Source organism: Trinickia fusca, assembly GCF_003628145.1.
Classification (GTDB): Bacteria; Pseudomonadota; Gammaproteobacteria; order Burkholderiales; family Burkholderiaceae; genus Trinickia; species Trinickia fusca.
Genome location: NZ_RBZV01000001.1, coordinates 948,677 through 961,440, shown reverse-complemented (window position 1 = coordinate 961,440; position 12,764 = coordinate 948,677). Strand labels below are relative to the sequence as shown.

Genomic DNA, 12,764 nt, shown 5'->3' with positions numbered 1-12,764 from the left:
TTTCGTCCTGGTGCCGCTTGCGGTAGCCCGGTTCGGTAGCCTGCGGGCGGCCGGCCGGCGTCCGCGCGGGCACCGTTCCTTCACCGCGGTTTTTGGCGAAACCATGGCATTCGACTCTTCCTATCCGCGCGATCTGGTCGGCTACGGCCGTCATCCCGTGCAGGCCGACTGGCCTGGGCGTGCCCGCGTGGCCGTGCAGTTCGTCCTCAATTACGAAGAGGGCGGCGAGAACTGTGTGCTGCATGGCGATGCGGCGTCCGAGCAGTTTCTGTCCGAAATCGTCGGCGCAGCAGCCTATCCGGCGCGCCACATGAGCATGGAGTCGATCTACGAATACGGCTCGCGGGCGGGTGTGTGGCGCATTCTGCGCGAATTCGAAAAGCGCGGCCTGCCGCTGACGGTGTTCGGCGTGGGAATGGCGATCGAGCGTCACCCCGAGGTCGCGCGCGCATTCGTCGAGCTCGGCCACGAGATCGCTTGCCACGGCTGGCGCTGGATCCACTATCAGGACATGTCGCCCGAGCGCGAGGCCGAGCATATGCGGCTCGGCATGGAAGCGATCGAGCGCGTGGCGGGCGTGCGTCCGCTCGGCTGGTACACGGGCCGCGACAGTCCGAACACGCGTCGGCTCGTCGCCGAATATGGCGGCTTTCTGTACGACGCCGACTATTACGGCGACGACCTGCCGTTCTGGACCGAAGTTGAAGTGACGGGCGGCGAGAAGCGGCCGCAATTGATCGTGCCGTACACGCTCGACACGAACGACATGCGCTTTGCGACGCCGCAGGGCTTCAATACGGCCGATCACTTCTTCGCCTACCTGCGCGACGCGTTCGACGTGTTGTATGAAGAAGGCGATGAGGCGCCGAAGATGCTGTCGATCGGCATGCACTGCCGGCTGCTGGGCCGTCCGGGGCGTTTTCGCGCGTTGCAGTGTTTTCTCGATCACATCGAAAAATACGGTCGCGTCTGGGTGACGCGGCGTATCGACATCGCGCGGCACTGGCACGCGCGGCATCCCTATCAGGCACGAACGGACGGCAAGACGGCATGAAGCTTATGCAACACACGTTGGCACAACTAAACACCATGGACGAAGCCGCGTTCGTCGCGGCTTTGGGCGGGATCTTCGAACATTCACCATGGGTCGCGCGCGAAGCGGCCGGTGCGCGTCCGTTCGCGAACGTCGATGCGCTCTATCGCAAGATGGCCGACATCGTCGCCGCCGCGGGCGAGACACGTCAGCTCGCGCTGATCAATGCTCACCCGGAGTTGGCCGGCAAGGCGGCGGTGCGCGGCGAGCTGACCGCCGAGTCCACGCGCGAGCAAAGCGGAGCAGGGCTGTCGCAGTGCTCGCCCGAGGAATTCGACGCGCTCCAGCGCCTGAACCGGGCCTATCGCGAGAAGTTCGGCTTTCCGTTCATCCTCGCGGTACGCGGCTACGACCGCAAGGGCGTCATCGCGAACTTCGAAGCGCGCGTGAATCACAGCCGCGCCGACGAGCTGCGCACGAGCCTCGAGCAGATCTATCGCATCGCGCGTTTTCGCCTCGACGATCTCGTCGCGGCGTAGATCGCTGCACGTATCCCGGCACCCACGCCGCGCGCAAGCGCCCATTTTCTACGACAAGAACACACCGACAGACTGGAAGGACGACAACGATGGCTGTTTCGATTCTCGACCCCAATGCCCCCGACTTCACACGCCGTTACGTGAACCTCGCGGACCCGCGGCTCGGCGCGCAGGCGCTCGAAGCGAGCGACGAATTCTTCGCACCGAAGGAGCGGATGCTCAATCCGGAGCCTGCGGTGTTCATTGCCGGCAAGTACGACGATCACGGCAAGTGGATGGACGGCTGGGAGACGCGCCGCAAGCGCACGACGGGCTACGACTGGTGCATCGTCAAGCTCGCGCGCGCGGGTGTCGTGAAGGGGCTCGACATCGACACGAGCCATTTCACGGGCAACTTTCCGCCCGCCGCTTCGGTCGAGGCCGCGTTCGTGCCGGGCGCAGGCACGCCCGGCAGCACGACCGAGTGGGTCGAGATCGTGCCGTCGACGACGCTGCAAGGCAATAGCCACCACTATCTCGACGTGACGAACGGCCAGGCATTCACGCACCTGCGGCTGAACCTGTATCCGGACGGCGGCGTCGCGCGGCTGCGCGTGTACGGCCAGCCGCAAGTCGATTGGGCCGGCACCAACCGCAGCGAGCTCGTCGATCTGGCCGCGATGGAAAACGGAGCCCATGTCGTGGCCGCCAACAACCAGCACTTCGGTGCGGCGTCCAATCTGCTGATGCCGGGCCGCGGCGTGAACATGGGCGATGGCTGGGAGACGCGCCGCCGTCGCGAGCCCGGCAACGACTGGGCGATCATCGCGCTCGCGCATCCTGGCGCGATCAAGCGGATCGAAGTCGACACGGCGTACTTCAAGGGTAACTATCCGGACCGATGCTCGATTCAGGCGGCCTATGTCTCGGGCGGCACCGATAGCTCGCTCGTGACGCAGGCGATGTTCTGGCCCGTGCTGCTGGGCGAGCAAAAGCTGCAGATGGACAAGCAGCATTTCTACGAGAGCGAGATTGCCGCGCTGGGCGCCGTCACGCACGTGCGCTTGAACATCATTCCGGACGGCGGCGTCTCGCGGCTGCGTTTGTGGGGCGTGCTCGATTGACGGATGGCCCGATGACAACGCTCTTGATCGAACCGCTTACCCGCACGGCATTCGCGCCATTCGGCGACGTGATCGAACTGGCCGGCGCGCGGCAAATCCCGATCAACCTCGGCACGACGATGCGCTATCACGATCTGGCACACGTCGACGTGACCGACGAGGGGGGGCGGCCGCTCGTGAACCTGTTTCGCGGCCAGCCGCGCACGCTGCCGTTCGAAGTGACGATGCTCGAGCGCCATCCGCTCGGCAGCCAGGCGTTCATTCCGCTGACCGAGCGGCCGTATCTGGTCGTCGTCGCGCCGGCCGGCGAGATCGTGCCCCAAAAGATCCGCGCATTCGTCACGCAGGGCTGGCAAGGCGTGAATTATGCGAAAGGTGTATGGCACCACCCGCTGATCGCGCTGGGCGAGTCGAGCGATTTCATCGTCGTGGATCGGGGTGGGGAAGGACACAACTGCGACGAGCAGACGCTGCCCGAATCGCTCTGGCTCACCGAGCAGGCTTTGCGCGAAGCGATGGCCTGACGCAAAAGAGCGTAGTGCGGGCGAGGCAAGCCGTGCCTGACGCGCCTTCCGGGAAATGGGTTGCGACGAGACGCCCGCGGCTTGCCGCGGGCGTCGTCGTTTACGTCAATGTTGCCGACTCTCGATGTAGGAATGTGCTGACACGACAGCCTCCACGTATTACGCGAGGTTCAGCGGCGGCTGATTTGATTCGGCAATCGGCTGATCAATACTTTGGGCGTGGGGAATCGATTCCTGTGATGAACCGAAGCGCAACAGCAGTAACCGCAGTCACTGCGCACCGACCTAACGGAGAGATTCAGATGAGCCTCATTGCCCAAGACCTGCTCGAACTCAAGCGTCTGACCGAAGGTGGCGCGGGCGCGCTGACGCAACATCTGCTGCTCGAAGTGGCGCGTAACCTCATCGCAGCCGGCGTGGCCGACGAGCGCCGCGGCTGCTGACCGATTTTGTTTGGGCGGCGCTGCAAACGTTTGCAGCGCGCCGCTGAAGACCGCTGTTGAAGACGGCTGTTGAAGACGATACGCAACGCAGTTTGCGACAGGCACCCCGCGACACGATCGGGGGCAATCAGGGACGGATAAAAGACCACTCCAACGCATAAATACCTCGGGGGACGCCATGAACGGTTGCGACATGCTCGACTCGATCAAGGAAATCAATTTGACGTATTTGTCGCTGGTGCAGCGTCTGCTGCGCGAGGACCGCGCGGCGGGCATGGCGCGGCTCGGGCTGACGGCGCCGCTTGCCGATCTGCTGTCGAATCTGTCGGTCGCGCAAATCGTGAAGCTCGCGTCGTGCGATCAGCTGCTGTGCTTTTTTCGCTTCAATGACCGCACGATGCTCTCGACGCTGGTGGCACCCGTCGCGCGCGGGAACGTCACGAGGACTGTGCTGGCTGAGCAGGCTGCCTGAGCGGGTCAAACCGGAACATTGAAATCGAATTGAAAGTGAGCGACAAGGCCCGCCTATGACGGCGGGCCTTGTGCTTTTCGGCGGGCGGGTTGGCTGGCCCGCCTACGTCGACGGCGGACTTAGTTCAACGCGCCCTTTTCAAACCATGCGGCGATCTTTTGCCGCTCGTCGTCGGTCATGTGCGTGACGTTGCCGAGCGGCATCGCCTTCAGCGTGACCGCTTGCTGGTAGATGCGCTGCGCGTTCTGGGTAATTTCTGCTGGCGTGTCGAACATCACGCCGACCGGTGCGCTGCCCATCAGCGTCGGATGCGCCGAATGGCACGCCGCACAGCGTTGCTGGAGCACGGGGGCGATGTCGGCCACTCGCACGGCCGGGGTAGCGGCCGCATTGGCCGAGGCCGCCTGGGCGGCTTGCGGATGCGGCAACGTCCAGGCCAGGGCGCCGGAGAGCAGCACGACGCCGCCGGCCGGCAAATACCACAGCACCTGGCCGCGATGGCGCATGACGAAGAACTGCCGGATCAGGGCGCCAGCCAGCATGATCAGCGCGAGCACGGCCCAGTTGTAACGGTGCGTGTACGTCATCGCATAGTGATTCGACAGCATCGCGAATACGACGGGCAGCGTGAAGTACGTGTTGTGCACCGACCGTTGCTTGCCGCGCTTGCCGTAAATCGGGTTCGGCGTGTCGCCCTTGAGCAGCGCGTCGACCATCTTGCGCTGGCCCGGGATGATCACGAAGAACACGTTGGCCGACATGATCGTCGCCAGCATGGCGCCGACGATCAGGTAGGCGGCGCGGCCCGAAAAGATGTGGCAGGCGAGCCAGGCGGCCGCGAGCACGTACAGGCCCACGCAGATACCGAGCACGGTGTCTTTGGCGCCGAGCAGCCGGCACAGCGAGTCGTAGACGATCCAGCCGGCCATCAGGAAGCCGAGCGCCGAGGCGATCGCGACGACGGGGCCCATGTCGAGCACGGTCTTGTCGATCAGGTAGGTGTTCGGCGAGAACAGGTACAGGACCGTGAACAGCGCGAAGCCCGACATCCAGGTCGTATACGAGGGCCACTTGGACCAGTGCAGGTCCTCGGGCATCTCGGGCGGCGCGACCAGGTACTTCTGCATGTTGTAGAATCCGCCGCCGTGCACGTGCCAGAGCTCGCCGAATACGCCGCGGGTCGTCAGTGCGGGGTCCTTCGGCTTTTTCAGGCTATTGTCGAGTGCGACGAAGTAGAACGATTCGCCGATCCACGCGATCGCGACCACGACATGCAGCCAGCGAAGCGCGAGATTCAGCCAGTCGGTGATGAAGCCTTCCATGAAACGTCTCCTAGCTCCTGTTTGTCGTTGATATCGGTGTTGGGTCAGCTGCCGCGGTAGGTGCTGTAGGCCCACGGCGAGACGAGGAGCGGCACGTGATAATGCGCGGCGCAATCGGCGATGCCGAAGCGCAGCACGACGCGGTCGACGAAGCGCGGCTCGGGCAGCGCGACGCCGGCGCGCGCGAAGTAATCGCCAGCATGAAAGACGAGCTCGTATTCGCCATTGGTGAATGCTTCGCCTTCGAGCAGCGGGGCGTCACAGCGTCCGTCGTGATTCGTGACGACGGTCTTGAGCGCGCGGCGTGCCTCGCCGCCGAGCGCATAGAGCTCGATCCTGATGCCGGCGCCGGGGCAGCCGTGCGCCGTGTCGAGCACGTGGGTAGTGAGCTTTCCCATTCGCAGTTTTCCTTATGTGAATGCGAGTGTTGCGGCGAGCGAGCTCGATCGCGGCGGATCGAGGCTCCACGTGCGTGGCTTTCATACCCGTCGGCGATGTGATGGCTGAGCGCCGTGCAGGCATTCTAAGAACTCGTGGGCGACTGCGCGCGAGCGATAGGAAAGATAATCGCCGCAGCATGAAGCGGCGGCAACCGGGGGCAGCTTGCCCGTCGCCGAACCCGGTATCGGCGGCATCAGCACGCCAAATTGATCGGAATATATGGCAGACGTGAAGGCGAGTATCGCGGGACGACGCATTGTCAGCGCTATTTTGGCCTTCGATCGTTATGCCGACAGCCCTACGCGGAGAACTCATGACGACTCATCAAAGCAGCGTTGCCGGCGTGGCTAGCGCCACATCGAGCAACCGCGGCCCACGGACATTGCTCGTCAAGCATGCCGACGTGCTCGTGACGATGGACGGTGAGCGGCGCGAGCTCAAGGATGCGGGCCTCTATATCGAAGGTAACCGCATCGTTGCGGTAGGCCCCACGAGCGAGCTGCCCGCGAGCGCCGACGAAGTGCTGGACTTGCGCGGCCATCTCGTGATGCCGGGTCTCGTCAACACGCACCACCACATGTATCAGAGCCTCACGCGGGCGATTCCGGCCGCGCAGAACGCCGAGCTGTTCGGCTGGCTCACGAATCTGTACCGCATCTGGGCGCACATCACACCCGAGATGATCGAGGTCTCGACGCTGACGGCAATGGCCGAGCTGCTGCTGTCGGGCTGCACCACCTCGAGCGACCATCTGTATCTGTATCCGAACGGCAGCCGCCTCGATGACAGCATCGCAGCCGCGTGCCGCATCGGCATGCGCTTTCACGCGAGCCGCGGCAGCATGAGCGTGGGCCGCAAGGACGGCGGCTTGCCGCCCGATTCGCTGGTCGAGCGCGAGAGCGACATCCTGGAGGACACCGCGCGCCTCATCGAGACCTATCACGACGAAGGCCGCTACGCGATGCTGCGTGTCGTCGTCGCGCCGTGCTCGCCGTTCTCGGTCAGTCGCGACCTGATGCGCGAGTCGGCCGTGCTCGCGCGCCGCTACGGCGTGTCGATGCACACGCACTTGGCCGAGAACGTCAACGACGTCGCCTACAGTCGCGAGAAGTTCGGCATGACGCCCGCCGAGTACGCCGAGGATCTCGGCTGGGTCGGCCCCGACGTCTGGCACGCGCATTGTGTGCAGCTCGACGCGTCCGGCATTGCGCTGTTTGCCCGCACGCGCACGGGCGTTGCGCATTGCCCTTGCTCGAACATGCGGCTGGCCTCGGGCATCGCGCCGATCCGCAAGATGCGCGATGCGGGCGTGCCGGTGGGGCTTGGCGTGGATGGCTCCGCGTCGAACGACGGCGCGCAGATGATCGGCGAGGCGCGTCAGGCCCTGCTGTTGCAGCGCGTGGGCTTCGGTCCTGACGCGATGACGGCGCGTGAGGCACTCGAGATCGCGACGCTTGGCGGTGCGGCCGTGCTGGGCCGCGACGACATTGGCGCGTTGGCTCCGGGCATGGCGGCCGACTTCATCGCGTTCGATTTGCGCCAGCCGTTGTTTGCGGGGGCACTGCACGACCCGGTCGCGGCGCTGGTGTTCTGTGCGCCGTCACAAGTGGCCTATAGCGTGATCGACGGCAGGGTCGTCGTGCGCGAGGGGCGTCTTGCGACGGTGGACTTGGGGCCGTTGGTCGAGCGCCACAACGCGCTCGCGCGCACATTGACGCAAGCGGCGCGCTGACGCGGCTCGAACGAGGAGGCGTTAGCGCACAGAGGCGTCCGGACGCCGCGCGCACGATCTCGGTGCGCGCGGGCGGTAGTCCTCATGCACTGACGCAAGCAAGCGAGTCATGGCTGCTCGACGAGCGTACGCGTGGCATCGGCGATGAGCCCGCGCAGCCAGCGCACTTCGTCGGAGTAATGGCAGCGCTCGTGCCACAACTGGTAGTACTGCATCGGCGGAAAGTCGAGCGGCGCGGGCAGTACCGTGAGGGGCAGGAACTTCGCGTAGTGATCGGCAAATAGCCGGGTCGTCGTGAAGATCAGATCCGACTTCACGAGGACGTACGGTGCGAGATTGAAGTAGGGCAGCGTGACGACGACGTGGCGCTTGAGCCGCTCGCGTGCGAGGTGCACGTCGATGGCGCCGCGCTGGCCGACCGAATAGGGCGTGGGCGCCAGATGCGGAGCGTTCAGGTACTGGTCGAGCGTCAGCGTGCCGCGCTTGGCGAACGGGTGCGTGTTGCTCGTCAGGCAGACGATCTGGTCGACGAACAGATTCGACAGATGCAGCTGCTCGGGCGGCTCGGGCCAGTTGCCGACGACGACGTCGAGCTTGCCTTCTTCGAGTGCGAGCTCGTAGTCGAAGGCAGGGCCCAGCGAGTGGAATTCGAGCGTCGCGTTAGGGGCGGCCTGCCGAAAGCGTTCGACGACGGTCGGCACGAACAGCACGTTCAGGTAGTCGGGGCAGCCGATGCGGTAGCAGCGGATCGAGGTGCCAGGGTCGAAGCTGTGCTGCTGAAAGCGGATGCGCTCGATCTCGCGCAGCGCGTTCTGCACGGGATCAAGCAGGCGCAGGCCGTATTCGGTCGGCACCATGCCTGACTTGCCGCGCACGAGCAGCGGATCGCCCGTGATGTCGCGCAGGCGCCTGAGCGCTGCGCTGATGGCGGGTTGGGACTGATTGAGCTTGACGGCGGCGCGCGTCACGCTGCGCTCCATCAGGAGGGTGTGCAAGACGCGCAACAAGTAGGTGTCGATCGCCTCGCGTTGCTGACTCATGATCTCTCCGGGATATATGTGGCGGCTGATCGAACGGGGATGGGGGTATCACGGTTTTAATATGTGCATAAAAACGCGTCAAGCACAGACATACCCGTGTGGCACGCGGAAAATAAGGCGTTCTGCTCGATATTGGCGGCTCGACGATGGCGCCCGATTTGGGTATCGTCGGGCCACGACGAAAACGCGCGCGAACGGCGGGCAAAATGCGCGCCAACGGCGAGCAAAATGCCGCGAGCGGCGGGCAGTTCAGGTTGCAGGGTAAGACGACACAGTTCATGAGCGATACCTCCTTTCTTCACGGCCAGCCGGGCCAAGGCACGGCGAGTGTCAAGCCACGCCTCGCGCTGACCGGCATCAGCAAGCAATACCCGGCCGTACGGGCGAACGATGACGTGAGCCTCGTCGTCGCCCCGGGCGAGATCCATGCCGTTCTCGGCGAGAACGGCGCCGGCAAAAGCACGCTGATGAAGATCATTTACGGCGCCGTGCGGCCCGATGCGGGCGAAATCCGTTGGGAGGGCGAAGTAGTCGAGATCGGCAACCCCGCGGCTGCGCGCAAGCTCGGCATCGGCATGGTGTTTCAGCACTTTTCGCTGTTCGAGACGCTGACGGTCGGCGAGAACATCGCACTCGCGCTCGACGAGCCGTTCGATCTCGCCGCGTTGAGCCAACGCATTCGCGAGGTATCGGCCGACTACGGGCTCGACATCGACCCGCAGCGCCATGTCCACAGCCTGACCGTCGGCGAGCGCCAGCGCGTGGAGATCGTGCGTTGCCTGTTGCAGTCGCCGCGCCTCCTGATCATGGACGAGCCGACCTCGGTACTGACGCCGCAAGCCGTTCGCAAGCTGTTCGAGACGCTCAAGCGGCTCGCTGCGCAAGGCTGCAGCATCCTCTACATCAGCCACAAGCTCGACGAGATCCAGGAGCTGTGCGATACGGCCACCGTCATGCGTGGCGGCCGCGTGACGGGGCACGTGAAGCCGCGCGAGCAAACGCATGCCTCGCTTGCGCAGCTGATGGTCGGCCATTCGTTGCCCGATTACACGCGCCGTTCTCATCGGCCCGGCGACGCGCTGTTGGCGGTCCGGCACCTGTCGGTCGCGAGTGACGATCCGTTCGGCACGTCGCTGCAGGACGTGTCGTTCGACGTGCACGCGGGCGAGATATTCGGCATCGCCGGTGTCTCGGGTAACGGGCAGGCCGAGTTGCTGGCCGCGCTGTCGGGCGAGAAACGCGGCAACGCCCAAGCCGACGCGGTGACATTGTGCGGCAAGCGCGCGGGGCGCTTGGGCCCGGCCGCGCGGCGCCGGCTCGGCTTCGCATTCGTGCCCGAGGAGCGTCTGGGGCGCGGCGCGGTGCCGGCGATGTCGTTGGCCGAGAATGCACTCCTGACCGCCCATCGTCAGCCGGGCATGGTCCGGCGCGGCTGGATCGGCGCGCGCGCGATGCACGCATTCGCGGCGCGTTGCATCGAGGCGTTCGACGTGCGCTGCGGCGGCCCCGATGCGCTCGCGCAATCGCTGTCTGGCGGCAATCTGCAGAAATACATCGTCGGCCGCGAGATCCTGCAGGCGCCGAACGTGCTCGTGCTCGCGCAGCCGACCTGGGGTGTCGACGTGGGTGCCGCGGCGTTCATTCGCCAGCAGTTGCTCGACCTGTCCGCCAAGGGCGTCGCGGTGCTCGTCATTTCAGAAGAACTCGACGAACTGTTCGACATCTGCGATCGCATCGCCGTGCTCGCGCGGGGACGGCTGTCCCCGGCGCGCAAGACCGGCGAGACCAATGCCGAAGAGATCGGCCTGTGGATGGCCGGGCTCTTCGGCGACAAGGGTGCGGCGCCGCCCGAGCCGCAGCCGCTGCACGCATGAACGACGATGCAGGGCACCCGACACGAGACGGTGAAGCAGACCGACCCGGTGCCTTGCCTCTAACGAACGACGACGAACGCCAACGCTTCTTTTTCTGCCATGCCTTTCCCTTATCGACTCGAAGCCCGCACGACGCCTTCCCGCGCGATGCAGCTTGCCGTGCCGCTCATCGCCGCGTTGCTGACGCTTGCGCTCGGCTTTCTGATTTTCAGCCTCGTCGGGCGCGATCCTGCTGAAGCGATGCGCGCGTTCTTCATCGATCCGCTGTCGTCGGTGAACGGTTGGTCCGAGCTGCTGCTCAAGGCGTCGCCGCTGTGCCTGATCGGGCTGGGCCTTGCGATCGGCTATCGCGCCAATGTCTGGAACATCGGGGCCGAAGGACAGATGGTCGTGGGCGGCATCGCGGCAGGCGGCGTGGCGATCTACTTCGATCAGGCGAGTGGCTGGTGGATCCTGCCGCTGATGATGATGGCCGGCGTGGTCGGCGGCATGGTGTGGGCCGCGATCCCGGCATTTCTGAAGAGCCGCCTGAATACGAACGAGATCCTCACGAGCCTCATGCTGACGTACGTTGCGACGCAGCTGCTGATCTACCTCGTGAGCGGGCCGTGGCGCGATCCGCAAGGCATGAACTTTCCGCTGTCCGAGATGTTCTCCGGCGATGCGCTGTACCCGACGTTCGGCGGCGACTGGCACTGGAAGTTCTTGCACGGCACGCGCCTGAACGCGTCGGTGCTGGTCACGCTCGCCGCGATTCCGCTTGCCTGGGTGTTCATGCGCAAGAGCTTCGCGGGTTTTCGCATGAACGTCGGTGGACTGGCGCCGCTGGCGGCCCGCTATGCGGGCTTCTCCGATGCGCGCACGGTGTGGATGTCGCTTTTGCTGAGCGGAGGGCTGGCCGGTCTCGCGGGGATGGGCGAGATCGCAGGCCCGATCGGTCAATTGCAGGCGACCTGGTCGCCTGGCTACGGCTTCACGGCGATCATCGTCGTCTTCGTGGGGCGCCTGCATCCGATCGGCATCGTGCTCGCGAGCCTGCTGATGGCGCTGCTGTACCTGGGGGGCGAGGCCGTCCAGACGTCGCTGCAATTGCCGCAGGCGCTCTCGGGCGTGTTCCAGGGCCTGCTGCTGTTCTGCCTGCTCGGCGCGGACCTGTTCGTCAATTACCGCGTGCGCCGCGTCGTGGCCACGGCTGCGTCGCACTGACGGACACAGGAACGCATGGACGCGGCACCGCTTGCCGACAGACTGACTGAACCGATCGACTCATGGATATTCAACAAGCCAGCACGCTCGCCTCGAGCGCCGTCATCGCCGCCATTCCGCTGATGCTCGCGGGCCTGGGCGAGCTCGTCACCGAAAAGTCGGGGGTGCTGAATCTCGGCGTCGAGGGAATGATGCTGATGGGCGCCGTCGCCGGCTATGCGACGACCACCGTCACGGGCAGCCCGTGGCTGGGCGTCGCGGCAGCGATTGTCGCCGGCATCGCGATGGCGCTGGTGTTCGCGTTTCTGACGCTGACGATGCTCGCCAATCAGGTCGCCACCGGCCTGTCGTTGACGATCTTCGGCGTCGGTTTGTCGGCGTACGTCGGCAAGCCGTACACGTCGGCCGCCGCGCGCGCGACGATCGAGGCGTTGCCCATTCCGGGACTCGCGCAGATCCCCGTGCTCGGCCCGGCGTTCTTTTCGCTGACGCCGCTCGGCTACGTGGCCTTCGCGATGTTCGCGGTCGTCGCGTGGTTCCTCTATCGCACGCGTGCGGGACTGGTGTTGCGCTCGGTCGGCGAGTCGCCGCAGGTCGCGCATTCGGTCGGGTTTCCCGTGCTCGGCGTGCGCTATGGCGCGACGCTGTTCGGCGGCGGCATGGCTGGCCTTGCCGGCGGCTACTACTCGATCGTCTATCTGCACTTGTGGCAGGAGCAGCTGACTTCGGGCCGAGGCTGGATCGCGCTGGCGCTCGTCGTGTTCGCGACGTGGCGGCCTTGGCGCCTGCTCGTCGGCGCGTTGCTGTTCGGTGCCGTGATGGCGCTGCAGTTCTACGCGCAGGCGATCGGCGTGCCGGTGCCGACGCAGTTTCTCGCCATGCTGCCGTATCTGGCCACGATCGTCGTGCTGGCGGTCATCTCGCGCAATCCGAACACGATCAAGCTCAACGCGCCGGCCTCGCTCGGCAAGCCGTTCTTCGCGACGAGCTGACGGCGACACCGATACTTGCACGCGTGCGCAGGTGCATGCCGTT

13 protein-coding genes are annotated in these 12,764 nt (G+C 65.3%); 10 read left to right on the top strand and 3 right to left on the bottom strand.

The features are described 5' to 3' along the window. The first annotated feature begins 103 nt into the window (after positions 1 to 103). The 6 genes from puuE to flhD all read left to right on the top strand — a co-directional run bounded on the left by puuE (position 104) and on the right by flhD (position 4,114). Positions 104 to 1,054 carry an allantoinase PuuE gene (gene puuE / locus D7S89_RS03980; protein ID WP_121275751.1) on the top strand — a complete coding sequence of 317 codons (951 nt, stop codon included), beginning with the start codon at positions 104 to 106 and terminating at the stop codon, positions 1,052 to 1,054. Further along, positions 1,051 to 1,572, top strand: a complete 522-nt coding sequence (uraD, locus tag D7S89_RS03975; RefSeq protein WP_121275749.1) for a 2-oxo-4-hydroxy-4-carboxy-5-ureidoimidazoline decarboxylase — start codon at positions 1,051 to 1,053, stop codon at positions 1,570 to 1,572. Before puuE ends, uraD begins: the two co-directional genes overlap by 4 nt. An 89-nt stretch (positions 1,573 to 1,661) precedes the next feature. Then, on the top strand, positions 1,662 to 2,675 hold the full coding sequence (alc, locus tag D7S89_RS03970; protein WP_121275748.1) for an allantoicase: 1,014 nt from the start codon (positions 1,662 to 1,664) through the stop codon (positions 2,673 to 2,675). A gap of 11 nt (positions 2,676 to 2,686) precedes the next feature. After that, positions 2,687 to 3,199 (top strand): ureidoglycolate lyase, encoded by a 513-nt coding sequence (locus tag D7S89_RS03965; RefSeq protein WP_121275746.1) that lies wholly within the window; start codon positions 2,687 to 2,689, stop codon positions 3,197 to 3,199. A gap of 302 nt (positions 3,200 to 3,501) precedes the next feature. Further along, entirely contained in the window at positions 3,502 to 3,642 is a 141-nt protein-coding gene (locus D7S89_RS27355) for a hypothetical protein (protein WP_183085087.1), read from the top strand. A gap of 178 nt (positions 3,643 to 3,820) precedes the next feature. Then, positions 3,821 to 4,114 carry a flagellar transcriptional regulator FlhD gene (flhD, locus tag D7S89_RS03960; RefSeq protein WP_121275744.1) on the top strand — a complete coding sequence of 98 codons (294 nt, stop codon included), beginning with the start codon at positions 3,821 to 3,823 and terminating at the stop codon, positions 4,112 to 4,114. Positions 4,115 to 4,233: 119 nt separating this feature from the next. On the opposite strand, the gene D7S89_RS03955 is transcribed toward flhD, so the two are convergent. Together D7S89_RS03955 and uraH are read right to left on the bottom strand one after the other, a co-directional pair. After that, a complete protein-coding gene (locus D7S89_RS03955) occupies positions 4,234 to 5,436 on the bottom strand; it encodes a urate hydroxylase PuuD (protein ID WP_121275743.1) in 1,203 nt (400 codons plus the stop codon). 44 nt (positions 5,437 to 5,480) lie between these two features. Beyond that, complete coding sequence (uraH, locus tag D7S89_RS03950) at positions 5,481 to 5,834, bottom strand: hydroxyisourate hydrolase (protein ID WP_121275741.1); 354 nt, start codon at positions 5,832 to 5,834, stop codon at positions 5,481 to 5,483. 356 nt (positions 5,835 to 6,190) lie between these two features. Between uraH and D7S89_RS03945 the strand changes: the two genes are divergently transcribed. After that, positions 6,191 to 7,609, top strand: a complete 1,419-nt coding sequence (locus tag D7S89_RS03945; RefSeq protein ID WP_121275740.1) for an 8-oxoguanine deaminase — start codon at positions 6,191 to 6,193, stop codon at positions 7,607 to 7,609. A gap of 107 nt (positions 7,610 to 7,716) precedes the next feature. On the opposite strand, the gene D7S89_RS03940 is transcribed toward D7S89_RS03945, so the two are convergent. Continuing rightward, positions 7,717 to 8,649: a LysR substrate-binding domain-containing protein gene (locus D7S89_RS03940; protein ID WP_121275738.1), complete on the bottom strand. Its 933-nt coding sequence runs from the start codon at positions 8,647 to 8,649 to the stop codon at positions 7,717 to 7,719. A gap of 278 nt (positions 8,650 to 8,927) precedes the next feature. Here D7S89_RS03940 and D7S89_RS03935 point away from each other — a divergent pair, with 278 nt between their 5' ends. The 3 genes from D7S89_RS03935 to D7S89_RS03925 all read left to right on the top strand — a co-directional run bounded on the left by D7S89_RS03935 (position 8,928) and on the right by D7S89_RS03925 (position 12,721). Continuing rightward, the gene (locus D7S89_RS03935) at positions 8,928 to 10,523 is read left to right on the top strand and encodes an ABC transporter ATP-binding protein (protein ID WP_121276076.1); all 1,596 of its coding nucleotides are present in this window, start codon (positions 8,928 to 8,930) and stop codon (positions 10,521 to 10,523) included. Between the two features lie 99 nt (positions 10,524 to 10,622). Beyond that, positions 10,623 to 11,729 carry an ABC transporter permease gene (locus tag D7S89_RS03930; RefSeq protein ID WP_121275737.1) on the top strand — a complete coding sequence of 369 codons (1,107 nt, stop codon included), beginning with the start codon at positions 10,623 to 10,625 and terminating at the stop codon, positions 11,727 to 11,729. Positions 11,730 to 11,791: 62 nt separating this feature from the next. Further along, on the top strand, positions 11,792 to 12,721 hold the full coding sequence (locus D7S89_RS03925) for an ABC transporter permease (RefSeq protein ID WP_121275735.1): 930 nt from the start codon (positions 11,792 to 11,794) through the stop codon (positions 12,719 to 12,721). Positions 12,722 to 12,764: the final 43 nt, after the last annotated feature.